Origin of the sequence: Pseudomonas putida (assembly GCF_005080685.1) — a bacterium.
Lineage (GTDB): Bacteria > Pseudomonadota > Gammaproteobacteria > Pseudomonadales > Pseudomonadaceae > Aquipseudomonas > Aquipseudomonas putida_V.
The window spans coordinates 1,906,396-1,931,824 of the sequence record NZ_CP039371.1 but is presented as its reverse complement, the minus strand read 5'-3'; the positions used below and the strand labels follow the sequence as shown (position 1 = coordinate 1,931,824).

Below are 25,429 nucleotides of genomic sequence, written 5' to 3'. Positions count from 1 at the left end.
AACACTCTACTTGAGTTGTAGGCCAAGAAGACGGGCCAGGCAACCGGCAGAGGCACCTTGTAAGGCGCAGACGGTACTCCCATCCGGCAGGCGTTTCAAGCATACGTCGGTCGAGTTCGGTGCACTTTACAGGGCAAATCGCCGGGAGTTATAAGAAAGCCCACCAGCGCTAACCGATGGGAAGGACGCAGCATGCCCCAGACGCCCTCCAACCACAGCGAGAAACGCGATTTCATCCGCATGCGCATCGATACCCAGATCAGCCTGCTGCATGCCGGCCAGGTGATTGCCGCGGTGTGCCTGGACCTCTCCAGCGGCGGCATGCAGGTGCATGCGCCGCAGCGCTTCCAGGTGGGCGATCACCTGGAAGCGCGCATCGACTCCGACCACCCGGCCCTCAAAGGGCTGCATACCAGCACCGAGGTGGTGTGGATCGCCGACCAGCCGGGCGGGCAGCAGAAATTCGGCCTGCGTATCCTGGCGATGCATTGATCTGTAACTGGAAGTATCGGTTGCCTGCCAAGGCCCCATCGTCGGCGAGCCGACGATGGGGCGGGCAGATCAGAAGTCGTCTTCGACTTCGCCGTCCTTGACCTTGAACTCGCGGTTTTGCAGGTAGGCGTTGCGGATGAAGATGTACTTGTCGCCCTGGATCAGCTTCTCCGCCGGCAGCAGGCTGGCGCGGGTGTCGATCACGTCGAGCGCGAAGATCGAGTTGCGCGTCGGCACATGGTCGATATAGCGGTAGGGCTTGGTGTAGGTATCCGTGTACTTGGCCAAGCCGTCACGCACGGTGCTCGGGCCCAGCAGCGGAATCACCACGTACGGACCGCTTGGCAGCCCCCAGTAGCCGAGGGTCTGGCCGAAGTCTTCGTCGTTGCGCTGCAGGCCCATCTTGGTGCCCACGTCGAAGAAGCCGCCCAGGCCGAAGGTGGTGTTGACGATCAGCCGCGCGGTGTCCACGCCCGCTGCATGGGGCTTGAGCTGCAGCACGTCGTTGGCGAGGTTGGTGACATCGCCCAGGTTGCGGAAGATGTTATGGATACCATCCTCCAGGAACTGCGGGGTCACCGCCTGGTAACCCTTGGCCAGAGGCTTCAAGGCATAGGTGTCGAGGGTATCGTTGAACTTGAAGATCGGTCGGTTGACCACCTCCCAAGGATCCTCCTCGGTGGCCGCCTGGGTGGCTGCCACAGGTGCCAGCAGCAGGCTGGCACAAACACAGGCCTGGGTGACTCGCTCGATCACACCGGCACCGATCCTACGCATAGATGTCTCTCCATCGAAATTCTCGGCCGCGACGCGCGCTGGCGCGCCGCTATACGGCGGCAAGTATAAAGGCTTGCGGGCTAATACGCAGCTTTGCACATCATTGATCAATATTCCGTGAAGACGCTTCGCCGTCATCGCCTCGTAACAATCGCGTAATAGCCTGCGGAGTATTTCAGGAAAGTTGCCATGCACGACGCGCCCGCCTTCACCGCTGTGCTGTTCGGCCTGCGTGGTTGCCTGGTCCAGGCCGCCAACGGCAGCCCCCTGCCCGCCCCAGGCGCCTTGGAGACGCTGAGCGGGCTGCGCCAGCGGCAGGTGCCATGCATCTGGCTGGACGAGCTGGCGAGTGCGCAAAGCCAGCGCCTGGCCAGCGTGCTGCCGCAATGGTTGCCGGGGCATAGCGTCAACGGTGTGCGCTGGCCGGCGCCGAACGCCTGCTGGCAAGCCTTGATGCGCCTGGACAGCCAGCGCCTGGACGGGTGCGTGCTGGTCAGCGGCGAACCCCGGCTGTTGCAGTCGGGCCTCAATGCCGGGCTGTGGACGGTCGGCCTTGCGGCCTGCAGCCCATCCTGCGACCACGCTTCCAGCGCCTGGCAAGCCATGACCCCGCAAGACCAGGAGCTGGCACGCGGCAAGGCGACCCTGGCGCTATTTCGCCTCGGGGTGCACTCGGTGATCGACCACCTCGAGGCGCTGGACACTTGCCTGGCGGACATCGCCCAGCGCCGGCGCAAGGGCGAAAAACCCTGATACAGCCCCGTTGATACGGATCATGCAAAGCGCCTGCGAGTGGATTACGCTGAAAGCACGCCAGAACCTTTGCAGCTTCGCTGAGGTCCATGGCTTGCCAAGTCATTGATGGAGAATTACCAATGCCTGCCCGCGAACTGCAAGAGCGTTTGAATAGCCTGCGCGAGCAACTGGATCGAAACGTGCCGCTTTCGGATGAAGAACTGGCCGCCCTGCATGAGGAGGCCAGGCAAATCGAGGCGCAGCTCAAGCTCGAGGAAGCCACGCCGGACAACAACCTGGTGGACGGGGTAAACATGGCCATCGAGCGCTTCGAGGCCGACCATCCCGACCTGACCGCCACCCTGCGCAGCATTGCCAATTCGCTGCACAGCATGGGCATCTGACGCACCGCTGCCCGATCCAATCGCCGGCAAGCCGGCTCCTACAGGTGGTGATGTAGGAGCGGGCTCGCCGGCGATTGGGCCGTACAACGACCCTCAACTAATTACTGTCGAACCAGGCGCAGATTAGCCGGACTGATCGCCCCGGTGCTGCGGTACGGATTGATATCCAGCCCGCCGCGGCGCACATAACGCGCATACACCGTCAGGTACTCCGGCTGCAGCAGGTTCTTCAAGTCCAGGTAGATCCGCTCCACGCACTGCTCGTGGAAGTCGGCATGCTGACGGAAGCTGATCAGGTAGGTCAGCAGGCTGGCAGGGTCCAGCGCCCTGCCTTTGTACTCCACCACCACGCTGCCCCAGTCCGGTTGGCCGGTGACCGGGCAGTTGGATTTCAGCAAGTGGCTGTGCAGGGTCTCTTCCACCACGCGCTCGGGGCTGCAGCGCAGCAACTCGGGCTGTGGCTGCTCGTAGTTGCTGACGGCCACGTCAAGCGCATCGATGCACTGCCCCGGCAACGCCACCACGCCCTGCGCCTCGACCTCTGCCAGGGTACGCACATGTACACCGACCGACTTGCCAGCGGCAGCCGACAGGTCCTTCTCCAGGCACGCCTGCAATTCGCCGATGGACGCGAACACGGTCTGGTTCAGGGAGTTGAGGTACAGCTTGAACGACTTCGACTCGATGATGTTCGGCGAATCGGCCGGGATGGCGAACTCACCGATGGCCACCACCGGTTTGCCCGACGGCAGCAGCCACGACAGCTCGAAGCAGTTCCAGTAGTCGACGCCCTGCCACGGCAGGGTCTGGGCGGTAACGCCCAGCTCGGCCCACTTGGCCGTGCGCGGAATCGGGAACAGCAGCGCAGGCGTGTAGGTGGCGATGTATTCGCTGGACTTGCCCAGCGGGGAGTGTTCGGCAGCGGGATGCATGGAAACTGACCTGAAGGTTCGAAATTGCCCCTAGTCTACCGGTTTTGCTTCCCGCCTTGGAGCGCCGTTCACTCGATGGTCAGTGGCCCGACCATACCGGCCTGGTAATGCCCGGGTACGTTGCAGGCGAACTCGATGGGCGCCGACTTGCGGAAGGTCCAGGTCAGTTCTGCACGCTGGCCGGGCTGAACCAGCACCGTATTGCCCGTATCGTGGCCATGGGCGCCATGCTCCCTCTGGCCATGGTCCATGCCTTCGTGGTTCATCTGGCCACTGAACAGCTTGCCCTGCATGGCGATCATCTGCTTCTGATGCTCGGCATGCATGGCCTTGTCGCCGAGGTTGAATTCATGGGGCAGCTTGCCCTCGTTGATGAGCACGAAGCGCACGGTTTCGCCGGCCTTGACCTCCAGGGCGCGTGGTTCGAAGGCGATGTCCTTCATGTGCACTTCTACGGTACGGGTGGCCTTGCTGGCCGGGGCAGGCTCGCCGAAGGCGAACGATGCCGCCTCACCGGCCCAGGTAGGCAGGCTGGCGAAAGCCAGGGTGGCGGCGACGAACAGATGTTTCATGGTTGCTCCGAACAGAAAAGCGGGTGAAGCCACTCTAGATAGGCGCCGCTGGCGCCTGGCTGACAAGCAGATTACAACTTTGTCAGCTTGGGCGAAGGGACGCATCGTCACGTATCATTTCAATCCCGAGACCACCACTACGCCAGTGGGAGCCGTATCCTTTCATGAAACTGCTGATCGTCGAAGACCAGGCTCGCACTGGCCAATACCTGTGCCAAGGCCTCAGCGAGGCCGGTTTTGCCACCGAACTCGCCGCCGATGGCGACACCGGCCAGCACCTGGCACTCAATGGCGACCATGACCTGCTGATCCTCGACGTGATGCTGCCTGGACGCAACGGCTGGCAGATTCTCCAAGCCGTGCGCCAGGCCGGCCTGGACACCCCGGTGCTGTTCCTCACCGCTCGCGACGCCGTGGAAGACCGCGTGCACGGTCTGGAGCTGGGTGCCGACGACTACCTGATCAAACCCTTCGCCTTTTCCGAGCTGCTGGCCAGGGTGCGCACGCTGCTGCGCCGAGGCACTGGCACCAGCCAGGAAACCATCCTGACGCTGGCCGACCTGCGCCTGGACCTGATCCGCCGCCGCGCCGAACGCGCCGGGCAGCGCATCGACCTGACCGCCAAGGAGTTCGCCCTGCTCGAACTGCTGCTTCGCCGCCAGGGCGAGGTGTTGCCCAAGTCGCTGATCGCCTCGCAGGTGTGGGACATGAACTTCGACAGCGACACCAACGTGATCGAAGTCGCCGTACGTCGTCTGCGGCTGAAGATCGACGATCCGCACCCGAACAAGCTGATCCACACCGTGCGCGGCATGGGTTACGTGCTCGAGGAGCGCCACGACTGATGCCCAAGCTCTCCCTCGGCAGCCGCCTGGCACTGCTGTTCGCCGCCTGCACTGCCGCTGTTTCGCTGGGTGCAGGGCTGCTGTTCAGCCACGCCAGCGCCCAGCACTTCATCGAACTTGACCAACAACTGCTGGCGTCGCGCCTGTCGTTGCTGCGCAGCCAGCTCGTCGGCCTGCAACATCCAGCCGACCTGCCCACGCGCCTGCCGGCACTGCGCAACGAGCTTGACCACCAGGCAGACCTCGGGCTGCGCATCAGCGCCAGCGATGGCACGACCTGGTTCGACAGCCGCCCGGCCCTCCCGCCATCGCCCTCCACAACCGGCCTTGCAACCTCGCATGCCGACGGCGTCGACTATCGCAGCCTGGCCGAGCCACTGAGCGCCGACACCGCGCAATCGCCGCGTCTGACCCTGTTTCTCGACATCACCCACCACCAACACTTCCTCCAAGGCATGCAGCGCCTGATCTGGCTCACCGTCGGCCTGTCGGCACTGGCCACCGCGCTGCTCGGCGCCTGGGCGGCGCGCCGCGGATTAAGGCCGCTGCGGCAGATGGGCCAGGTGGCGGCCAGTGTCTCGGCCCGCTCGCTCACTACGCGCTTGCCCGAGGCCCAGATGCCTGAGGAGCTGGCCGAGCTGGCCAACACCGTCAATGCCATGCTCCAGCGCCTGGACGATGCCTTTCAGCGGCTCTCGGCGTTTTCCGCCGACATCGCCCACGAACTGCGTACCCCCCTGTCGAACCTGCTGACCCACACCCAGGTCACCCTCACCCGCCCACGCAGCCTTGAGGACTACCGCGAAGCGCTGCATGGCAACCTCGAGGAGCTGCAATGGATGGCGCAGATGGTCAATGACATGCTGTTCCTGGCCAAAGCGGACCACGGCCTGCTGGAGCCTGGGCAGTCGACGCTGGCCCTGCACGAGGAAGTGGATGCGCTACTGGAGTACTACGCGCCGCTGGCCGAAGACGGCGAAGTGCAGTTGCTGCGCGAGGGCGAGGCGACGCTCCGGGGTGACCGGCATATGTTGCGCCGGGCGCTATCCAACCTGCTCGACAATGCGCTGCGCCACACCCCGCCGGGAGGGCAGATTCGCGTGAGCGTGGCGCCAGGCGCTCAGGTCTGCGTAGCCAACAACGGTGCCGGGATCGATGCCGACGCGATACCGCGCCTGTTCGACCGCTTCTACCGGGCAGACCCTGCACGCCGGGCGAGCGGTAGCGAACATGCCGGGTTGGGATTGGCGATCACCCGCTCGATCGTGCAGGCCCATGGCGGGAGTATCCGGGCCGAATGCGAGGACGGCTGGACGCGGTTCGTGATCGAGTTGCCGGAGCGGCACTGACACTGCCACTGCAAGAGTCGCGGTGTGTGTGTGTGTGGGAGCGGCCTTGTGTCGCGAAAGGGCCGCGCAGCGGCCCCGGCAATCTTCACTTCGCCGCTTACCTAGGGGCCGCTATGCGGCCCTTTCGCGACACAAGGCCGCTCCCACATGGTCTGTTGCTCAGACCGCCAGGCCGATCGCCGGCTGCACCTGCGAGGCCCGGTACGCCGGGTAGATGGTCGCCAGGAAGCTCATCACCAGGCCGGCCACGCAGATCATCAGCACATCGCTACCCTGCAGCTCCGAAGGCAGGCTACTGATGAAATACACGTCCGACGTAAAGATATGCTGCCCACTCACCCGCTCCAGCCAACCGACGATCTGGCTGACATTGAGCGCGGCGATCACCCCGAGCACACCGCCGATCAAGGTTCCGACGATGCCGATCAGGCTGCCCTGGACCATGAACGTGCCCATGATCTGCGCCGGCGTCGCGCCCAACGTACGCAGGATGGCAATGTCCGGCCCCTTGTCGTTCACCACCATCACCAGGGTGGCGATGATGTTGAACGCCGCCACCGCGATGATCATCAGCAGCAGCAGGCCGATCATGGTCTTTTCCATCTTCATGGCGCTGAACAGGCTGCCCTGGGTGTGCGACCAGTCATCGGCGCGGTAGCCATCACCGAGGCTCGCGGCAATCGCCTTGGACACCTGCGGCGCGGCATACAGGTCATGCAGCTTCAGGCGCACGCCCTGGACCTGGCCTGGCGCCCAGCGCTGCATCTCACCGGCATCGGCGACGTGGATGTAGGCCTGGGAGCCATCGAGCTCGGCGCCCACCTTGAAGATACCGACCACGGTCAGGCGCTGCATGCGAGGCGTGATGCCGCCTGGCGCCTTGCTGATTTCCGGCACGATCAAGGTCAGCTTGTCGCCCGTGTTCAGGCGAAAGCGCCGCGCCGTCAGCTCGCCGATCACCACCCCGTACTCACCCGGGACCAACGCCTCCAGGCGCCCTTGGACGATGTGCTGGCCAACGATGGAGACCTGGTCTTCCTCGGCTGGGTCGATACCACTGACCTGGATCGGCTGCATCGCCCCCTTGTACGAGAGCATGCCCTCCATCTCGGTGATCGGCGCCGCCGCCATCACCGCCGGGTTCTTCAGCGCGGCATCGGCCACCTGGCGCCAGTCGGCCAGCGGCTGCTCACCGAGGATGCTGGCGTGCGGCACCAGGCCGAGGATGCGCGAACTCATCTCGCGCTGGAAGCCGTTCATCACCGACAGCACCACGATCATCGCCAGCACGCCCAGCGACAGGCCGATCATCGAGGTCATCGAGATGAACGAGATGAAGTGGTTGCGGCGCTTGGCCCGGGTGTAGCGTGCGCCGATGAAGATGGGCAAGGGTCTGAACATGTACGAAACACCCACAGTGTAAAAGGAACGGGGCTACGCAGTGCGCCCCGTGCAATCGGTCAGATCGCGACCAGGTGACCGTCGTCGAGCTTCAACACCCGGTCCATCTGGCGCGCCAGGTTGAGGTCGTGGGTCACCACCAGGAACGCCGTGCGCGAGGCACTGGACAGCTCCTGCATCAATTCCTGGATGCCTTGGGCGGTATGGTGGTCGAGGTTGCCGGTCGGCTCGTCGAGCATCACCAGCCCAGGGCGGTTGACCAGGGCGCGGGCGATGGCCACACGCTGACGCTCGCCACCGGAGAGCTCGGCCGGCTTGTGGTTCAGGCGATGGCCCAGCCCCACGCGCTTGAGCAGCGCTTCGGCACGCTCGCGGGCCTCGGGAATCGGCGTGCGGCCGATCAGCAGCGGCATGCACACGTTCTCGATGGCGGTGAACTCTGGCAACAAGTGATGGAACTGATAGACGAAGCCCAGTTCACGATTGCGCAGCAGGCCACGGGCGCGCTCGCCCAGTGCCGACAGTTCTTCGCCTGCCAGCCAGACACTGCCCTGGGTCGGCCGGTCGAGGCCGCCAAGCAGGTTGAGCAAGGTACTCTTGCCCGAACCCGAAGTCCCGACGATGGCCACCCGCTCGCCGGGGAGCAATTCAAGGTTGAGGCCCGACAGCACCTGCACCGATTCCGGGCCCTCGTCGTAGGACTTGCCCAGGTTGCGGCAACTCAGAACGGCTTTATCACTCATGCGCGAATCACTCATAACGTAGCGCCTCTGCAGGCTGGGTGCGGGCCGCACGCCAGGCCGGGTACAGGGTGGCGAGGAAACTCAGGACCAGCGCCGCACCGCAGACCATGTAGACGTCCTGGGCCTGGATCTGCGACGGCAGGTAATCGATGAAATACACGTCGGCGTTGAGGAACTTGTGCCCGATCAGCTTCTCGATGCCGGCAATGGCAGCGCTCACGTTGAGCGCGGCGAGAATGCCGACCACGGCGCCGATCAATGTGCCGATCACCCCGATCACGGTACCCTGGACCATGAAGATCAGCATGATCTGACCCGGGGTGGCACCCAGCGTGCGCAGGATGGCGATGTCGCCGCGCTTGTCGTTTACGACCATCACCAGGGTGGAAATGATGTTGAACGCCGCCACCGCGACGATCAGCAGCAGCAACAGGCCGATCATGGCCTTTTCCATGCGGATCGCCTGGTACAGGTTGCCGTGGGTACGGGTCCAGTCGCGGCTGTAGTACTCCTGGTCACCCAGGCGCTGGGCGATGTCCCAGGCGACTCGCGGCGCCTGGAACAGGTCGTCGAACTTCAGGCGCAGGCCCTGGACCTGGTCGGCTTTCCAGCGGTGCAGGCGCGACAGGTCGGTAATGTTGGTCAGCCCCAGGTAGCCGTCGATTTCGCCGGCTCCCACATGGAACGTGCCGACCACGGTGAAGCGCTTCATGCGCGGGAACATGCCCGCTGGCGTGACGCTGACCTCCGGGGCGACGAAGGTCAGCTTGTCGCCGATGGCGACGCCCAACTTGGCCGCGGCCTTGTCGCCGATCATGATGCCCCACTCACCTGGCGCCAGCTTGTCCAGGCCGCCCTGCAGGGTGAAGTTGTCGATGATCGAGACGTCGCGCTCGCGCGCCGGGTCGATGCCGTTGAGCAAGACCTTCTGCACCTTGCCGTCATGGGTCAGCAGGCCCTGCATCTGGGTATAGGGCGCCACCGCCAGCACGTGCGGATTCTGCTTTACTTGTTGGGCGAGGGCCGGCCAGTCGTTGATCGGCTGACCGCTCTCCAACGTGGCGTGAGGGATCATGCCAAGCACGCGGGTACGCATCTCGTGGTCGAAGCCATTCATCACCGACAACACCACGATCATCACCACCACGCCCAGGGCGAGGCCGATCATCGAGGTCAGGGAAATGAACGAGACGAAGTGATTGCGACGCTTGGCACGGGTGTAACGCGTACCGATGAATGCGAAAAGAGGTCTGAACATGTCGGGGCTTGTTCGGATGAAAGGGAACGTCCTTGTGGCGAGGCGCCTATGGCGGCTTTACACTCGGACCACCGCCGCTACCATGGGTTCGCCATGACGACATTAGACGAAGAAGATCGCCGCGAATACTACCGCATCGACGATAGGATCGCACTGGAAATCAGCCCCTTGAGCGCGGCCGAATCCCTCGAAGCAGAACTGTTGCAGGATGATTCACCACTGTTCAACCTGCTCAGTGAACTGCACCTCAGCGATTTCGAGTCACAACACCTGCTGCGCCAGTTGAGCGACAAGGACCGCACCCTCGCGGCGTTCTTGCGCGCGCAGAACAAACGCCTCGACCTGCTAAGCGCAGTGGTTGCGCAGACCCTGCTCGGCACGATCGGCGAGCCGCAGCCGGTGGTGATTTCCGAAGGCGGCATCGAATGCGCCCAGTCCCAGGCCATCGCTCCCGGCACGCTGGTGAAGGTGAAAATGGTATTGATGCCCCGCGCCCATGGCCTGTTGCTGCGTGCCCGCGTCATTCACTGCGACGCGCGCGCCGATGGCCGTTTCGAGGTCGGCGCCCAGTTCACCGAGATGACCGACGCCCAGCGCCAGTTGCTGGCGCGCTATATCCTGCAGCGCCAGCAACAGCAAAGGCGCCAGCAGCTGGAAAATGACGACCCCGCGTCCTGAGCCCTATTCATCTGATTTGAAGGAACGAACGTGACCCTGATCTACGGCCACCGCGGCGCCAAGGGCGAAGCCCCGAAAACACCCTGAACAGTTTCCGTCACTGCCTGTCCCATGGCGTCAACCGCTGTGAACTGGACCTGCACCTGTCGGCCGACAACGAACTGATGGTGATCCACGACCCGACGCTCAAGCGCACCACTGGCCGGCGTGGCAAGGTGGTCGAACATCCGGCGGCCGACCTGGTGACCATCGATGCCCGCAAGGGCGGCCCGGGCTGGGTGCAGCCCTGCCCTATCCCACGGCTGGAAGAGCTGTTCGAGAAATGCGACTTCGAGCACTGGCAGCTGGAGGTCAAGAGCGCTTCGCGCACCCGCGCCGCGACCACGGTGCTGGCGATCCGCGAACTGGCCCAGCAGTACGGCCTGCTCGACAAGGTCACCATCACCTCGAGCTCACGTGAGGTGCTGGGCGCAGCGCAAGAGCTGGTACCGGACGTGGCCCGCGGGCTGGTCGCCGAATACGCCTGGCTCGACCCGCTGAAGGTGGCGCAGAACTACGACTGCAAGCTGCTGGCGCTGAACTGGACGCTCTGCACCCCCGAGCGCCTGATCAAGGCCCAGCGCCAGGGTCTGCATGTGTCGGTGTGGACGGTCAACGAGCCGGCGCTGATGCGCCGACTCGCCGACTTTGGCGTGGACAGCCTGATTACAGACTTTCCCGGTTTGGCCAAGACCACCCTCGGGTAGGGCTGAAATCGGTCTCCCCGACCGGCTCAGGCCACCGGCCGGAGCCGCTCAAAAAAGCCGGTTCAGGCCGTCGTAGGCAGCTACCCGATAGGCCTCGGCCATGGTCGGGTAGTTGAAGGTGGTGTTGACGAAGTACTTCAAATTGTTCTGCTCACCCGGCTGGTTCATGATCGCCTGACCGATGTGGACGATCTCCGAAGCCTGGTAGCCGAAGCAGTGCACGCCGAGGATTTCCAGGGTTTCGCGGTGGAACAGGATCTTCAGCATGCCTTGCGGCTCGCCGGCGATCTGCGCACGGGCCATGCTCTTGAAGAAGGCCTTGCCCACTTCGTAAGGCACCTTGGCCTGGGTCAGCTCCTGCTCGTTCTTGCCGATCGAGCTGATCTCCGGAATGGTGTAGATACCGGTCGGCACGTCATCGACGAAGCGCCAGCTGCCGTTGTCGACGATGCTGCCTGCTGCCGAGCGACCCTGGTCGTGGGCGGCACTCGCCAGGCTCGGCCAGCCGATCACGTCACCGGCGCCGTAGATGTTCGGCACGCTGGTGCGGTAGGCGTTGTCGACGTCGATCTGGCCACGGCTGTTGACCTTGATGCCGATGTTCTCCAGGCCCAGCTTGTCGGTGTTGCCGGTACGGCCGTTACACCACAGCAGGGCGTCGGCCTTGATCTTCTTGCCCGACTTCAGGTGCAGGATCACACCATTGTCCAGGCCTTCGACACGCTCGTACTCCTCGTTGTGGCGCACGGTGATGTTGTTGTTGCTGAAGTGGTAGCTCAGCGCCTGGGAGATTTCCGAATCCAGGAAGCTCAACAGCTGACCGCGGTTGTCGACCAGCTCCACCAGCACGCCCAGGCCGCTGAAGATCGAGGCGTATTCGCAACCGATCACGCCAGCGCCATAGACGATCAGCTTGCGTGGGGTGTGGCTGAGGCTGAGGATGGTGTCGCTGTCATAGACGCGCGGGTGGTTGAAGTCGATGTCGGCCGGGCGGTAGGGGCGCGAACCGGTGGCGATGATGATGTGCTTGGCGTTCAGGCGTTCGACCACACCGTTGGCGCAGACCACTTCGATGGTCTGCTCGTCGGCGAAGCTGCCCGTGCCGACGAACACGTCGACGCGGTTGCGGGCGTAGTAGCCGGTGCGCGAGGCCACCTGCTTGGAAATCACCTTCTCGGCGCTCTTGAGCACGTCGGGGAAGGAGAACCAGCGCGGCTCACCGATGGCCCGGAACATCGGGTTGGTGTTGAACTGCATGATCTGCCGCACCGAGTGACGCAGTGCCTTGGACGGGATGGTGCCCAGGTGGGTGCAGTTGCCGCCGACCTGACGGCGGCTGTCGACCATTGCCACCTTGCGTCCCGCTTTCGCGGCATTCATTGCCGCGCCTTCTCCGGCCGGGCCAGAACCCAGCACCACTACGTCGTAGTTGTAGACAGCCATGCGTACTCCTTCAGAACTGGCCCGCGGGCCACGGTCGCCCGCGGGGCTCGATCATGCCGCCGCAGCGCCATGAGAAAATTCAGGTGCAGTCTAATCAAGCGTGAACGCCGCGCACATTAACCCTTGGTCGCGTCGTAGGCCAATTTTGCCTGCACTACATGTCCATTCGCCCGTCCCTGGCGTCGATGTTGTGTCCTTGCGCATTCACTCGCCTTGCACCGCCCGTTCGAACGCAGGCGTAGATCGGGAGACGAAGCCACCCTCGACCCGAGTCACCAGTACCGCCGCCAGGCCGTGGGCCAGGGCGAAATCCCAGCCACGCTCCGGACCGAGGATCAGCAACAGGGTCGAGTAGCCGTCCGCCTGCAGCGCCGAGGCATCGAGCACGGTGACCGAGGCCAGGTCGTGCATGACGGGGCGCCCGAGGCGTGCGTCGAAGGTATGCGAATAGCGCCGGCCATTCTCCTCGAAATAGTGCCGATAGTCACCCGAGGTCGACACCGCGAGGCCGTTCAGGGCAATGATCTGGCGAGCCACCTGGCGGTCTTCGCGGGGCAGTTCCAGGGCCACGCGCCATGGGCTACCGTCGGGCTTGTGGCCCACCGCCTTGAGCTCGCCAGTGGCTTCGGCGAGAAAGTTGGCGATTCCCATGGCGCGCAGGCGTTCGCTGATGAGGTCGACGGCGTGGCCGGCGGCGATGCTATTGAAGTCGAGCTCCACCGGGGCGTCCTTGCACAAGGCCTGGCCGTCGATACGCAGGTGCTGGTAGCCAACGCGCTGGCGGGCCTTGGCCAGGGACTGCAGGTCGGGCACCTGCTCGTGGCGCGCCTGGGGACCGAAGCCCCAGAGGTCGAGCAGCGGCTCGACGGTGAGGTCGAATGCCCCGCCGCTCTGATGCGCCAGGTGCTGGCCGAGGGCGACCAGTTCGAGCATGTCGGGCGGCATTGCCTGGCACTGGTTGGCCGGGAGCTGGTTGAACTGGCTGACGATGGAGTCGGCGCGGTAGGTCGAGTAGTGCTGGTCGATGCCGTGAAGAATGGTTTCGACTGCCGCCTGTACCTTGGCCGGCGAAGGGCCACCGGGTTCGCGCACGTACTGGATGCTGTAACTGCTGCCCATGGTCGGGCCGCCGAGGCGCTCCAGGGTGGGGCCCTGGTTGCAGGCGGTGAGGAGCATCAGGATGAACAGGAGGGTTATGCGCAAGGGTCGGGGTCTCGATTGCCTGGACGGGCTTCTTCGCGGGTAAACCCGCTCCTACAGGGATATCACCGCTCCTGGGACCTGTGAAATACCTGTAGGAGCGGGTTTACCCGCGAAGAGGCCCGTCCAGGCACACTAAAAAAAACGGGAACCCGAAGGTTCCCGTTTTTTCATTGCCTTACAAGCGAATCAGCGTGGAAACGCTGGCGGGTTCACACCGGCCATCTCTTCCATCACGCGTACCACCTGGCAGCTGTAACCGAATTCGTTGTCGTACCAGACGTACAGGACAACGCGGTTGTCGTTGCAGATGGTCGCCTCGGCATCGACCACACCGGCGTGGCGCGAACCGACGAAGTCGGTGGAGACCACTTCCTGGGAGCTGACGTAGTCGATCTGCTTGTGCAGTTCCGAGTGCATGGCCGCCTGGCGCAGGTACTCGTTGATCTCGTCGCGGCTGGTGGCGTTTTCCAGGTTCAGGTTGAGGATCGCCATCGAGACGTTCGGCGTCGGCACGCGAATGGCGTTGCCGGTCAACTTGCCCTTGAGCACCGGCAGCGCCTTGGCGGCGGCGGTGGCGGCACCGGTCTCGGTGATGACCATGTTCAGCGGCGCGGCGCGGCCACGACGGCTGCCCTTGTGGAAGTTGTCGATCAGGTTCTGGTCGTTGGTGAACGAGTGAACGGTTTCGACGTGGCCGTTGACGATGCCGAACTTGTCATTGACCGCCTTGAGCACAGGCACGATGGCGTTGGTGGTGCAGGATGCGGCGGAGATGATCTTGTCATCGGCGCTGATCTCACCATGGTTGATGCCGTGCACGATGTTCTTCAGCGCACCCTTGCCAGGTGCGGTGAGGATCACGCGGCCGGCACCTGGGCAGGCCAGGTGCTGGCCCAGGCCGTCGGCGTCACGCCAGACACCGGTGTTATCGACGATCAGCGCGTTTTCGATGCCGTACTGGGTGTAGTCGACTTCGCTTGGGCTCTTGGCGTAGATGACCTGGATCAGGTTGCCGTTGGCGGTGATGGTGTTGTTGGCTTCGTCGACGGTGATGGTGCCGTCGAACGGGCCGTGTACCGAGTCACGACGCAGCAGGCTGGCGCGCTTGACCAGGTCGTTTTCGGCCCCCTTGCGCACGACGATGGCACGCAGGCGCAGGCCGTCGCCACCACCGGTCTTCTCGATCAGGATGCGCGCCAACAGGCGGCCGATGCGACCGAAGCCGTACAGCACGACGTCGGTACCCTTGCGGGCCGAGGCGTTTTGCTGGCCAACCACGTCGGCCAGTTCGTCACGCACGAACTGCTCGGCGCTGCGGCCGTTGCCTTCGAGCTTGAATTTGTTGGCGAGCTTGCCCAGGTCGACCGAGGCGGCACCGAGCTTCAGCTCGCTCATGGCCTTGATCAGGGGGAATGTTTCGTGAACGGACAGTTCGGTCTCATCGGTCTGGCGATGACGCGCAAAGCGGTGAGCCTTGAGAATCGAGATAACCGAACGGTTGATCAGGCTGCGGCCATAAATCGAGCTCACCACGTTGTTGTTGCGGTAGAGCTGACCGATAAGCGGGATCATCGCTTCAGCAAGAGCTTCACGGTCGATCCACTCACCAAGACACTGGTCGGGCTTCTGAGTCACGGGAACCTTCCACATGTAGGGACAGAAAAAAGGGGCTACATTATGACGCCCCGGCGCGTAACCGGCAATGAGCGCCTGTCGCCAGCGCCGCGCCCTACTGCCAAAGCCTTTGCAACCTGACAGCGGACCCCGGCACCGGTACAATCGGTCTCTTTGCCGCAACGCTTGGAGTCCAATCTCCCGTGTCAGTTCTGCGCCTACCGAAAATGTCGGCCACGGCCGGCAAACAAACCTGGGGCAACCTGCCTGGTGCAGCCCTCAGCCTTGCCATCGCAGAAGCCGCCAGCAGCGCCGGCCGCTTCACCCTGTTGCTGACCGCCGACAGCCAGGCCGCCGACCGCCTCGAACAGGAGCTGCGGTTCTTTGCCCCGCAGCTGCCGGTGCTGCCTTTCCCCGACTGGGAAACCCTGCCCTACGACCTGTTCTCGCCGCACCAGGACATCATCTCGCAGCGCATCGCCAGCCTTTACCAGTTGCCTGAGTTGAGCCACGGCATTCTCGTGGTGCCGATCACCACCGCCCTGCACCGGCTGGCGCCGACGCGCTTCCTGCTGGGCAGCAGCCTGGTGCTGGACGTGGGCCAGCGGATCGACGTCGAGCTCATGCGCTCGCGCCTGGAGGCCAGTGGCTACCGCTGCGTCGACACCGTCTACGAGCACGGCGAGTTCGCCGTGCGCGGCGCCCTGATCGACCTGTTCCCGATGGGCAGCAAGCTGCCCTACCGCATCGACCTGTTCGACGACGAGATCGAGACCCTGCGTACCTTCGATCCGGAGACCCAGCGTTCGATCGACAAGGTCGACTCGGTGCGCCTGCTGCCGGCGCGCGAGTTCCCCATGCAGAAGGAAGAAGTCACACGCTTCAAGGCTCGCTTTCGCGAGCGCTTCGACGTGGATTTTCGCCGCAGCGCGATATTCCAGGACCTTGCCAGCGGCATCATCCCCGCCGGCATCGAGTACTACCTGCCGCTGTTCTTCGAAGAAACCTCGACCCTGTTCGACTACCTGCCGAGCGACACCCAGGTGTTCTCGCTGCCAGGCGTGGAACAAGCCGCCGAGCACTTCTGGAACGACGTGCGTGGGCGCTATGAAGAACGCCGCGGCGACCTGACCCGACCACTGCTGCCGCCTGCCGAGCTGTTCCTGCCGGTGGAAGACTGCTTCGCCCAGCTCAAGCAATGGCCCCGCGTGGTGGTCAGCGCCGAGCCGGTCGAGCCTGGCGCGGGCCGCGAAAGCTTCCCCGCACGCGCCCTGCCCAACCTGGCGATCGAGGCCAAGGCCAACCAGCCACTGGCCGAGCTGGCCGGTTTCCTCGACCAGTTCGCCGGGCGCGTGCTGTTCACCGCCGAATCGGCCGGGCGCCGCGAGGTGCTGCTGGAGCTGCTCGAGCGTCTCAAGCTGCGCCCACAGACGGTGGACGGCTGGGCCGACTTCATCACCGGCAGCGAGCGCCTGGCGATCACCATCGCGCCGCTCGACGACGGCCTGGTGCTGGACGATCCGGCCATCGCCCTGGTCGCCGAGAGCCCGCTGTTCGGCCAGCGCGTGATGCAGCGCCGGCGCCGTGAAAAACGCGGCGAGGCAGCCAACGACGCGGTCATCAAGAACCTCACCGAGCTGCGCGAAGGCGCGCCGGTGGTGCACATCGACCATGGCGTGGGCCGCTACCTGGGCCTGGCCACCCTGGAAATCGACGGCCAGGCCGCCGAGTTCCTTACCCTGGAATACGCCGAGGGGGCCAAGCTCTACGTGCCGGTGGCCAACCTGCACCTGATCGCCCGCTACACCGGCAGCGACGATGCCCTGGCACCGCTGCACCGGCTCGGCTCCGAGGCCTGGCAGAAGGCCAAGCGCAAGGCCGCCGAACAGGTGCGCGACGTGGCCGCCGAACTGCTCGACATCTATGCCCGCCGCGCCGCGCGCAAGGGCTATGCGTTCGCCGACCCGGCTGCCGACTACGCAACCTTCAGTGCCGGCTTCCCGTTCGAGGAAACCCCCGACCAACAGGCCGCCATCGAGGCCGTACGGGTCGACATGCTCGCGCCCAAGCCCATGGACCGCCTGGTTTGCGGTGACGTCGGCTTCGGCAAGACCGAAGTGGCCATGCGCGCCGCCTTCATCGCCGTGCACAGCGGTCGCCAGGTGGCGGTACTGGTGCCGACGACCCTGCTCGCCCAGCAGCACTACAACAGCTTCCGCGACCGCTTCGCCGAGTGGCCGGTGAAAGTCGAGGTGATGAGCCGCTTCAAGTCCGCCAAGGAAGTCGCCGCTGCCGCCGCCGACCTCGCCGAAGGCAAGATCGACATCCTCATCGGCACCCACAAGCTGCTGCAGGACGACGTGCGCTTCAAGGATCTGGGCCTGGCCATCATCGACGAGGAGCACCGCTTCGGCGTGCGCCAGAAGGAGCAGCTCAAGGCCCTGCGCAGCGAAGTGGACATCCTCACCCTAACCGCCACGCCGATTCCGCGCACCCTGAACATGGCTGTGGCGGGCATGCGCGACCTGTCGATCATCGCCACGCCGCCGGCGCGCCGGCTGTCGGTGCGCACCTTCGTCATGGAGCAGAACAAGAGCACGGTCAAGGAAGCGCTGCTGCGTGAGCTGCTGCGTGGCGGCCAGGTGTACTACCTGCACAACGACGTGAAAACCATCGAGAAGTGCGCCGCCGAACTGGCCGAACTGGTTCCCGAAGCGCGCATCGGCATCGGCCACGGGCAGATGCGCGAGCGCGAGCTGGAACAGGTGATGAGCGACTTCTACCACAAGCGCTTCAACGTGCTGGTGGCCTCGACCATCATCGAAACCGGCATCGACGTGCCGAGCGCCAACACCATCGTCATCGAGCGCGCCGACAAGTTCGGCCTGGCGCAATTGCACCAGCTGCGCGGCCGGGTCGGGCGCAGCCACCACCAGGCCTATGCCTACCTGCTGACACCCACCCGGCAGAAGGTCAGCAGCGATGCCGAGAAGCGCCTGGAGGCCATCGCCAACACCCAGGACCTGGGCGCAGGCTTCGTGCTGGCGACCAACGACCTGGAGATCCGTGGCGCCGGGGAACTGCTCGGCGAAGGCCAGAGCGGTCAGATCCAGGCCGTGGGCTTCACCCTGTACATGGAAATGCTCGAACGCGCAGTCAAGGCCATTCGCAAGGGCACCCAGCCGAACCTCGAACAACCGCTGGGCGGCGGTCCGGAAATCAACCTGCGCCTGCCGGCGCTGATTCCCGAGGACTATCTGCCCGATGTGCATGCGCGCCTGATTCTGTATAAACGCATCGCCTCGGCGGCCGACGAAGAAGGCCTCAAGGACCTGCAGGTGGAGATGATCGACCGCTTCGGCCTGCTGCCCGAGCCGACCAAGAACCTGATGCGCCTGACGTCGCTCAAGCTGCAGGCGGAAAAGCTCGGCATCAAGAAAGTCGATGCCGGCCCCAATGGCGGCAAGCTCGAATTCGAGGCCGAGACCCCGGTCGATCCACTGACCCTGATCAAGCTGATCCAGGGCCAGCCCAAACGCTACAAGTTCGAGGGTGCGACCCAGTTCCGCTTCCTGGTGCCGATGGAACGCCCCGACGAACGCTTCAATACCCTGGAGGCGCTGTTCGAGCGCCTGACCCCACAGCCTGCCTAAGGAAGATCCATGCGTGCCATCCGTTGCCTGACCCTGCTGCTGGCGTTGTTCGCGCCAGCCGCCTTCGCCGAAGGCCTGTATCAGGTAGAAATGATCCTGGTGCGGCAGAACGCCGTGCCTGCGGTGACCAGCCCGTTCGCCCCCGAAGACTGGAGCGCCGGCGCACCACGCCTGGACAGCAGCGCCGAACGGCGCCTGGCGCTGGAGGACGAAGCCACCCGCCTGGAGGCCACCGCCGACTATACCGTGCTGCTGCACAAGGCCTGGCAGCAACAGGTCGGCAGCGAGCCGAGCCGCATCGCCCTGGGCGCAGGTGAAGAGCGCTTTGGCCACTTCCCCATCGAAGGCAACCTGAGCCTCACCGAGGGCCGCTTCATCAGCGTCCAGGCCAACTTCTGGGTCAACGACCTCGACAGCAACGGCAACGTGTTGCGCAGCGAGCAGTTCAAGCAGATCAACAGCAACATGAAGGGCGGCCAACTGACCTTCATCGACGGCGGCCACCTGGCGCTGCTGCTCAAGGTCACCCCACCCATTGCGCCGAAGATGCCGGCGAACCCGGAGATGATGGAGCAGTGATGTGAGTGGGCGCGAGGCGCAGCAGCTTCTGAGGGCGCACCCCAACTGGGTCGACTTCATCGACAGCAAGACCTTGATCCGAGGCCGGGACTACGCCGCGCAAGCGCGGACCCGGATCCTGTCGCAGCAAGGCACTGCGATCGAGGCGACCTGCCGCGGCTCTGCTGGCCAGCACTACCAGCAGGACATCAAGCTGGTGATCAACGGCAACGACCTGCGCATCTTCGGACGCTGCAGTTGCCCGGTCGGCATCAACTGCAAGCATTGCGTCGCTGCGCTCCTACAGCTGCAAGCCGGTGTCGGCCACGTCGACCCGCAGATGCCCAAGGAACAGGCGGCACTGTCGCTGCCACCGGACCTGGACCTGTGGGTCGAGGGCCTGGAGTCTCCCGCCAGGCCTGCAGCGGCCCGCGAGCCCGTGCGCAAGGGCCCGGCCATCTACTACCGCATCCATATCGACCACGAACGTTGCCAGCTGGAAGCCACCAAGGGCACCCGGCAGGCCGATGGCAGCCTGAAGTTCGGCCGCATCACCTCGATGTCCGAACTGATCTACTACACCCCGCGCTACGTGACCGAAGACGATGCGCGCCTGCTGCGCCTGATCGACGCGCGCAGCGAAACATCGCTGCCGGTGGTCGACCTGCAGGGCAAGCAAGGCGCGGAACTGCTCGGCTACGCCCTGGCCAGCGGGCATCTGCTGTACGAAGACGAACCACAGGCCCTGCTCGCCGGGCCAGAGCTGCACGCCGAATTTCGTTGGGTCAGGCTGGACAACGGCAGCTACCGGGGGGCCTGGCACCTCGACGACCAGCGCGCACTGCAGGCATTGCCCACCGAGCCGATGCACTACATCGACACGCAAACGCGCCAGGTCGGCAAACTGCTCCACGGCCTCGACCCGTTCATCGCCAGCCAGCTTGCCCGCGCCCCCGTTGTCCCCGAACACCTCGTGGTTCCCCTGAGCCATCGACTGAACGCCTTGAACCGTCAGGTACCGACGCCGACTGCCGTCAGCAGCGAGCAGGTCGAAGACATCCGCCCCCGCGGGCGCCTGACCCTCGGCAGCCTCGAATTCAGCGCCTACATGCCCAAGACCGGCCGCATGCAACGGCAGATGCAACACCGCGCCGCGCTGTCATTCAACTATGACGGCCTGCGCACCAGCGGCACTGAAGACAAGCCCCTGACCCGCCTGGTCGGCGCTACCAGCCAGCGCATACGCCGCCAGCCCGAGGCCGAGCAGGCACTGCGCAAGAAGCTGCGCGACCTCGGCTTCAAGCCCGCTACCCGCCAGAGCAAGGCCCTGCCCGACAGTGCCGGCGAGATGCTGCAACTGCCTGACGACGAGGCCTGGCTGCAGTTCGCCCGCGATGGCCTGCCACGCCTGCGCGAAGCCGGCTGGGAAATCGACACCAACCGCGACTTCGCCTTCAACCTGCACGATGTCGATGATTGGTATGCACACATCGATGAAGCGCCCGGCCACGAATGGTTCGACCTGGAACTGGGCATCGTCGTCGATGGCCAGCGCCACAGTCTGCTGCCGATCGTGCTGCAACTCCTGCGCAGCAATCCCGAGCTGCTGCGCCCCAGCGAACTGGCGCGGCGCAGCGACGACGAGCACCTGCTGATCGACCTCAACCGCGGCCGCCTGGACAGCCCAGCGCTGCGCGTCGCCCTGCCCTACGGGCGAATCAAGGCGGTGATGGGCACGCTCGGCGAGCTGTACCTGCACGAAGACGCGGTCGGCCCCAGCCTGCGCATGGACCGCGCCGATGCCACGCGCCTCAACGACATCGAAGGCCTGCCGCTGCAGTGGCAAGGTGGCGAACATGTCCGCGACCTTGGCCGGCGCCTGCGCGATGCCCGCGAGATGCAGGTCGAAGTCCCGGCCGGGCTCGATGCCACCCTGCGACCCTATCAGCAGCAAGGCCTGAACTGGCTGCAGGCGCTGCGCGAGATGGGCACCGGTGGCATTCTTGGCGACGACATGGGCCTGGGCAAGACCCTTCAGACCCTCGCCCACCTGCTGCTGGAAAAACAAACCGGGCGCCTGCAGACCCCAGCGCTGGCGGTGATGCCGACCAGCCTGGTGCCCAACTGGCTCGACGAAGCCCAGCGCTTCGCGCCTGGGCTGCGTGTGCTGGCATTGCAGGGCGCGGCCCGCAGCAAGCACTTCGCCAAGCTGCACGAGTACGACCTGGTGCTCACCACCTACGCCCTGGTGCCTCGCGATCTCGAACACTTGCGCCCCCAGCCCTGGCATGTGCTGGTACTCGACGAGGCGCAGAACATCAAGACCAGCACCAGCAAGGCGGCCCAGGCGGTGTGCGAGCTGCAGGCCAACCAGCGGCTGTGCCTGACCGGTACGCCGATGGAAAACAACCTGGGCGAGCTGTGGTCGATCTTCCACTTCCTGATGCCGGGGTGGCTGGGCGACGCGAAACGCTTCAACCAGGATTACCGCTCCCCCATCGAGCGCCACGGCGACGCCGAGCGCATGGCCCACCTGGCCGCACGCATCCGCCCGTTCCTGCTGCGCAGGACCAAGGAGCAAGTGGCCACCGAACTGCCAGCCAAGACCGAGATGGTGCATTGGGTCGAGCTCAGCGACGCCCAGCGCGACACCTACGAGGCGGTGCGGGTGGCGATGGACAACAAGGTGCGTGACGAGATCGCCCGCAATGGCGCGGCGCGCAGCCAGATCGTGATTCTCGACGCGCTGCTCAAGCTGCGCCAGGTCTGCTGTGACCTGCGTCTGGTCCGCGGCCTGGAGGTCAAGGGCAACCAGGCCGACAAGGGCAAGCTTGGCGCTCTGCTGGAGATGCTCGACGAGCTGCTCAGCGAAGGCCGGCGGGTGCTGCTGTTTTCCCAGTTCACCTCGATGCTTGCGCTGATCGAGCTGGAGCTGGAAAAACGCGGGGTGCGCTACAGCCTGCTGACTGGAGACACCCGCGACCGGCGCGCGCCGGTGAAGCAGTTCCAGAACGGTGATAGCGAAGTGTTCCTGATCAGCCTCAAGGCCGGCGGCACCGGCTTGAACCTGACGGCGGCGGATACCGTGATCCACTTCGACCCATGGTGGAACCCGGCCAGTGAAAACCAGGCCACCGACCGCGCCTATCGGATTGGCCAGGACAAGCCGGTGTTCGTGTTCAAGCTGATCACCCGGGGTACGGTGGAAGAGAAGATCCAGCAATTGCAGCAGGAAAAAGCCGCGCTGGCCGCCAGCCTGCTCGACGGCGGGCAGGCCGGGCAATGGCGTCTGGGGGATGACGAGATCGAAGCGCTGTTCGCGCCGTTGCCCGGGAAGCGGGCACGCTGATCCTGACTGGCCTCATCGACCCTGTAGGGGCCGGCTTGCCGGCGATGAGGCCGCCTGGGCCCCACATTCACTCGACCAGTTGCGCGTCCTTCAACGCCCCCAAGGCCTCCAGCCACCGCGGCTGCTGGCGATAATCGGTACGCGCAAACCCTTGCCCACGCATCCGCGCAATCCGCGGCGACGGCTTGACCTTCAAGCGCTGCGCCGCACTCAACGCAAGTTCCGCTGCCGCCCGGTCGTTGCACACCAGCCCCATGTCGCAACCCGCGCTCAATGCCGCCTCGATGCGGCTGGCGGCATCGCCCACCACATGCGCGCCAGCCATCGACAGGTCGTCGCTGAAGATCACCCCGTCGAAACCAAGCTCGCCACGCAGGATGTCCTGCAACCAGCGGCGCGAGAAGCCGGCCGGCTGGTTGTCCACCTGCGGATAGATGACATGCGCCGGCATCACCGCCGCCAACTGCCCGCTGAGCCGGGTAAACGGCACCAGGTCGGCCTGGCGCAACTGCGCCAGGCTGCGCTCGTCGGTCGGGATGGCCACATGGGAATCGGCCTCCGCCCAGCCATGGCCGGGGAAGTGCTTGCCACAGGCTGCCATGCCGGCGGCGTTCATGCCGCGGATGAACGCCGCCGCCAGTTGCGTGGCGCGCTCGGGATTCCCTTCGAAGGCACGGGTACCCACCACGGCACTGCGCTGGTGGTCGAGATCGAGCACCGGGGCAAAGCTCAGGTCCAGGCCAACCGCCAGCACTTCGGTGGCCATCAACCAGCCACATTGCTCTGCCAGGTAATCGGCATTGGCGTTATCGGCGATGGCCCGCATGGCCGGCAAGCGCACGAAGCCTTGGCGCAGGCGCTGCACCCGGCCGCCTTCCTGATCCACAGCGAGGATCAGGTCGGGGCGAATGGCGCGAATCGAAGCGCACAGCTCACGCACCTGGCGCGGGCTGGCGATGTTGCGGGCGAAGATGATCAGGCCGGCGACTTGGGGTTGGCGCAGCAGATGGCGGTCTTCGGCGGTCAACCAGTGGCCGGCGATATCTACCATCAGGGAGCCGTGCAGGCTGACGGTCATAGGCAATCCTTAATTGGGGCTTTCGGTTAGGCCTTGGCGGTGCTGGCTGCGGTCTTGCTGCGCGGTCGCAGCTGGGCGGCAGCCATGGCCTGGTCGGTAACGCCGCTTTCGGCACGCATGCCCGCGGCCAGGAACGGCACCATCAGGCGCATCACCTGCTCGATGGAAGTATTGATGCCGAAATCGGTCTCGGCAATGGCGCGCAACGCCTTGATACCCGACATGCTGAACGCCGCAGCGCCAAGCATGAAGTGCACGCGCCAGAACAGCTCCAGCGGCGGAATGCGCGGCGCGGCCTCATTGACCAGCAACATGTAGCGGCGGAACACCTTGCCGTACATGTCTTCCAGGTAGCGCCGCAGATGCCCCTGGCTCTGGCTGAAGGCAAGGCCCAGCAAGCGCATGAAAATGGAGAGATCGTTGTTGCTGCGTGGCTGCACGATCAGCGCCTGCTCGACCAGCATCTCGAGCAGTTCCTCGAGGCTGGGCTTCTGCTCCGGCTTGGCCAGCCGCCGCTCCAGTTCGCGTTCCAGACTGGCGCAGAACGGCCCGAGAAAGCGCGAGAACACAGCTTGGATCAGCGCCTTCTTGGAGCCGAAATGGTAGTTCACCGCCGCCAGGTTGACCCCGGCCTTGCTGGTGATCAGGCGCAATGAGGTTTCCGCGAACCCCCTTTCCGCGAACAGCTGCTCGGCAGCATCGAGAATGCGTTCAACGGTTTCCGATTGGGCCATGACTACTCCGCCAGACAAACAGGTGTTTGAAACATACGTTTCAGCCTGGGCCCTGTCAATACTCGTGACCGCCTGGTCGCCATTAAATCACAGCCTGGCGTTTCTCGCTGCAACCCAACGCTGGCGCTGCGTCGAGGGTCGCGCGAGGGCTGCTTGACGGGCTTTGTCGCGGCGCGGCGCTTGCAGTGCGCCACCTACTGTATATAATCCCAGTCACTGTATAAAAAGACAGAGCGACCCGCCATGTTGAAACTGACGCCACGCCAAGCCGAAATCCTGGCCTTCATCAAACGTTGCCTCGACGACAACGGCTTCCCGCCAACCCGTGCGGAAATCGCTCAGGAGCTGGGCTTCAAGTCGCCCAACGCTGCCGAGGAACACCTCAAGGCCCTGGCCCGCAAGGGGGCCATCGAAATGACCCCAGGCGCTTCGCGCGGCATCCGCATCCCTGGCCACGAGGCCAAGGCCGAGGAAGCCGGCCTGCCGATCATCGGCCGGGTCGCTGCGGGGGCACCGATCCTTGCCGAGCAGCACATCGAGCAATCCTGCAACATCAACCCGGCATTCTTCCACCCGCAAGCCGACTACCTGCTGCGCGTGCACGGCATGAGCATGAAGGACGTCGGCATCCTCGACGGCGACCTACTGGCCGTGCACACCTGCCGCGAGGCCCGCAACGGCCAGATCGTGGTCGCCCGTATCGGTGACGAAGTCACCGTCAAGCGCTTCAAGCGCGAGGGCAGCAGGGTCTGGCTGCTGGCCGAGAACCCGGAATTCGCCCCCATCGAAGTCGACCTGAAAGAACAGGAACTGGTGATCGAGGGCTTGAGCGTCGGCGTCATTCGCCGCTGAATCAGGAGGCGTC

At 64.7% G+C, this 25,429-nt stretch carries 21 protein-coding genes and 1 pseudogene; 11 read left to right on the top strand and 11 right to left on the bottom strand.

All coding sequences use genetic code 11. The annotated features are described in order from the left end of the window. The first annotated feature begins 192 nt into the window (after positions 1-192). Positions 193-492, top strand: a complete 300-nt coding sequence (locus E6B08_RS09160; RefSeq protein WP_136913715.1) for a PilZ domain-containing protein — start codon at positions 193-195, stop codon at positions 490-492. 69 nt (positions 493-561) lie between these two features. Here E6B08_RS09160 and E6B08_RS09155 read toward each other — a convergent pair whose 3' ends face one another. Beyond that, entirely contained in the window at positions 562-1,269 is a 708-nt protein-coding gene (locus tag E6B08_RS09155) for a VacJ family lipoprotein (protein WP_136913714.1), read from the bottom strand. Positions 1,270-1,458: 189 nt separating this feature from the next. On the opposite strand from E6B08_RS09155, the gene E6B08_RS09150 reads away from it, so the two are divergent. Together E6B08_RS09150 and E6B08_RS09145 are read left to right on the top strand one after the other, a co-directional pair. Then, the gene (locus tag E6B08_RS09150; RefSeq protein ID WP_136913713.1) at positions 1,459-2,022 is read left to right on the top strand and encodes a phosphonoacetaldehyde phosphonohydrolase-related protein; all 564 of its coding nucleotides are present in this window, start codon (positions 1,459-1,461) and stop codon (positions 2,020-2,022) included. Positions 2,023-2,144: 122 nt separating this feature from the next. Beyond that, positions 2,145-2,408: a DUF4404 family protein gene (locus E6B08_RS09145; protein WP_136913712.1), complete on the top strand. Its 264-nt coding sequence runs from the start codon at positions 2,145-2,147 to the stop codon at positions 2,406-2,408. A gap of 101 nt (positions 2,409-2,509) precedes the next feature. Here E6B08_RS09145 and queF read toward each other — a convergent pair whose 3' ends face one another. Further along, positions 2,510-3,340 (bottom strand): NADPH-dependent 7-cyano-7-deazaguanine reductase QueF, encoded by an 831-nt coding sequence (gene queF / locus E6B08_RS09140; RefSeq protein WP_136913711.1) that lies wholly within the window; start codon positions 3,338-3,340, stop codon positions 2,510-2,512. Positions 3,341-3,408: 68 nt separating this feature from the next. Then, positions 3,409-3,912, bottom strand: coding sequence for a cupredoxin domain-containing protein (locus E6B08_RS09135; RefSeq protein WP_136913710.1), 504 nt, complete (start codon positions 3,910-3,912; stop codon positions 3,409-3,411). Positions 3,913-4,076: 164 nt separating this feature from the next. Here E6B08_RS09135 and E6B08_RS09130 point away from each other — a divergent pair, with 164 nt between their 5' ends. Both E6B08_RS09130 and E6B08_RS09125 read left to right on the top strand, forming a co-directional pair. Beyond that, entirely contained in the window at positions 4,077-4,757 is a 681-nt protein-coding gene (locus E6B08_RS09130; protein ID WP_136913709.1) for a heavy metal response regulator transcription factor, read from the top strand. Further along, positions 4,757-6,106, top strand: coding sequence for a heavy metal sensor histidine kinase (locus tag E6B08_RS09125; protein WP_192938634.1), 1,350 nt, complete (start codon positions 4,757-4,759; stop codon positions 6,104-6,106). The genes E6B08_RS09130 and E6B08_RS09125 overlap by 1 nt, the downstream gene beginning before the upstream one ends. A gap of 159 nt (positions 6,107-6,265) precedes the next feature. On the opposite strand, the gene E6B08_RS09120 is transcribed toward E6B08_RS09125, so the two are convergent. From E6B08_RS09120 to E6B08_RS09110, 3 genes are read right to left on the bottom strand one after another with little or no spacing between them, the layout of a single operon-like run. Beyond that, entirely contained in the window at positions 6,266-7,507 is a 1,242-nt protein-coding gene (locus E6B08_RS09120; RefSeq protein ID WP_136913708.1) for a lipoprotein-releasing ABC transporter permease subunit, read from the bottom strand. 59 nt (positions 7,508-7,566) lie between these two features. Next, positions 7,567-8,250: a lipoprotein-releasing ABC transporter ATP-binding protein LolD gene (lolD, locus tag E6B08_RS09115; RefSeq protein WP_192938633.1), complete on the bottom strand. Its 684-nt coding sequence runs from the start codon at positions 8,248-8,250 to the stop codon at positions 7,567-7,569. A 7-nt stretch (positions 8,251-8,257) separates the two neighbouring features. Further along, on the bottom strand, positions 8,258-9,508 hold the full coding sequence (locus E6B08_RS09110) for a lipoprotein-releasing ABC transporter permease subunit (RefSeq protein ID WP_136913706.1): 1,251 nt from the start codon (positions 9,506-9,508) through the stop codon (positions 8,258-8,260). Between the two features lie 93 nt (positions 9,509-9,601). Between E6B08_RS09110 and E6B08_RS09105 the strand changes: the two genes are divergently transcribed. Next, entirely contained in the window at positions 9,602-10,186 is a 585-nt protein-coding gene (locus tag E6B08_RS09105) for a PilZ domain-containing protein (RefSeq protein WP_136913705.1), read from the top strand. A gap of 30 nt (positions 10,187-10,216) precedes the next feature. Then, positions 10,217-10,932: pseudogene (locus tag E6B08_RS09100) on the top strand (glycerophosphodiester phosphodiesterase). Between the two features lie 48 nt (positions 10,933-10,980). On the opposite strand, the gene sthA reads toward E6B08_RS09100, so the two are convergent. The 3 genes from sthA to E6B08_RS09085 all read right to left on the bottom strand — a co-directional run bounded on the left by sthA (position 10,981) and on the right by E6B08_RS09085 (position 15,228). Beyond that, a complete protein-coding gene (gene sthA / locus E6B08_RS09095; protein WP_136913704.1) occupies positions 10,981-12,375 on the bottom strand; it encodes a Si-specific NAD(P)(+) transhydrogenase in 1,395 nt (464 codons plus the stop codon). A 204-nt stretch (positions 12,376-12,579) separates the two neighbouring features. Further along, a complete protein-coding gene (locus E6B08_RS09090) occupies positions 12,580-13,578 on the bottom strand; it encodes an FAD:protein FMN transferase (RefSeq protein ID WP_136913703.1) in 999 nt (332 codons plus the stop codon). 186 nt (positions 13,579-13,764) lie between these two features. Further along, positions 13,765-15,228, bottom strand: coding sequence for a glyceraldehyde-3-phosphate dehydrogenase (locus E6B08_RS09085; protein ID WP_136913702.1), 1,464 nt, complete (start codon positions 15,226-15,228; stop codon positions 13,765-13,767). A 167-nt stretch (positions 15,229-15,395) separates the two neighbouring features. On the opposite strand from E6B08_RS09085, the gene mfd reads away from it, so the two are divergent. Genes mfd through E6B08_RS09070 form a run of 3 tightly spaced genes read left to right on the top strand, consistent with a single transcriptional unit; the run spans position 15,396 to position 22,752 of the window. Beyond that, a complete protein-coding gene (gene mfd, locus E6B08_RS09080; RefSeq protein ID WP_136913701.1) occupies positions 15,396-18,845 on the top strand; it encodes a transcription-repair coupling factor in 3,450 nt (1,149 codons plus the stop codon). A 9-nt stretch (positions 18,846-18,854) separates the two neighbouring features. Continuing rightward, on the top strand, positions 18,855-19,424 hold the full coding sequence (locus tag E6B08_RS09075) for a CsiV family protein (protein ID WP_136913700.1): 570 nt from the start codon (positions 18,855-18,857) through the stop codon (positions 19,422-19,424). A 1-nt stretch (position 19,425) separates the two neighbouring features. Continuing rightward, positions 19,426-22,752: a DEAD/DEAH box helicase gene (locus E6B08_RS09070; protein WP_136913699.1), complete on the top strand. Its 3,327-nt coding sequence runs from the start codon at positions 19,426-19,428 to the stop codon at positions 22,750-22,752. Between the two features lie 67 nt (positions 22,753-22,819). Here the strand turns inward: E6B08_RS09070 and nagZ are convergent, their stop codons facing one another. After that, complete coding sequence (gene nagZ, locus E6B08_RS09065; protein ID WP_192938687.1) at positions 22,820-23,818, bottom strand: beta-N-acetylhexosaminidase; 999 nt, start codon at positions 23,816-23,818, stop codon at positions 22,820-22,822. Between the two features lie 38 nt (positions 23,819-23,856). Next, entirely contained in the window at positions 23,857-24,564 is a 708-nt protein-coding gene (locus E6B08_RS09060) for a TetR/AcrR family transcriptional regulator (protein WP_136913697.1), read from the bottom strand. Between the two features lie 243 nt (positions 24,565-24,807). On the opposite strand from E6B08_RS09060, the gene lexA reads away from it, so the two are divergent. After that, complete coding sequence (gene lexA / locus E6B08_RS09055) at positions 24,808-25,416, top strand: transcriptional repressor LexA (RefSeq protein WP_136913696.1); 609 nt, start codon at positions 24,808-24,810, stop codon at positions 25,414-25,416. Positions 25,417-25,429 lie beyond the last annotated feature (13 nt).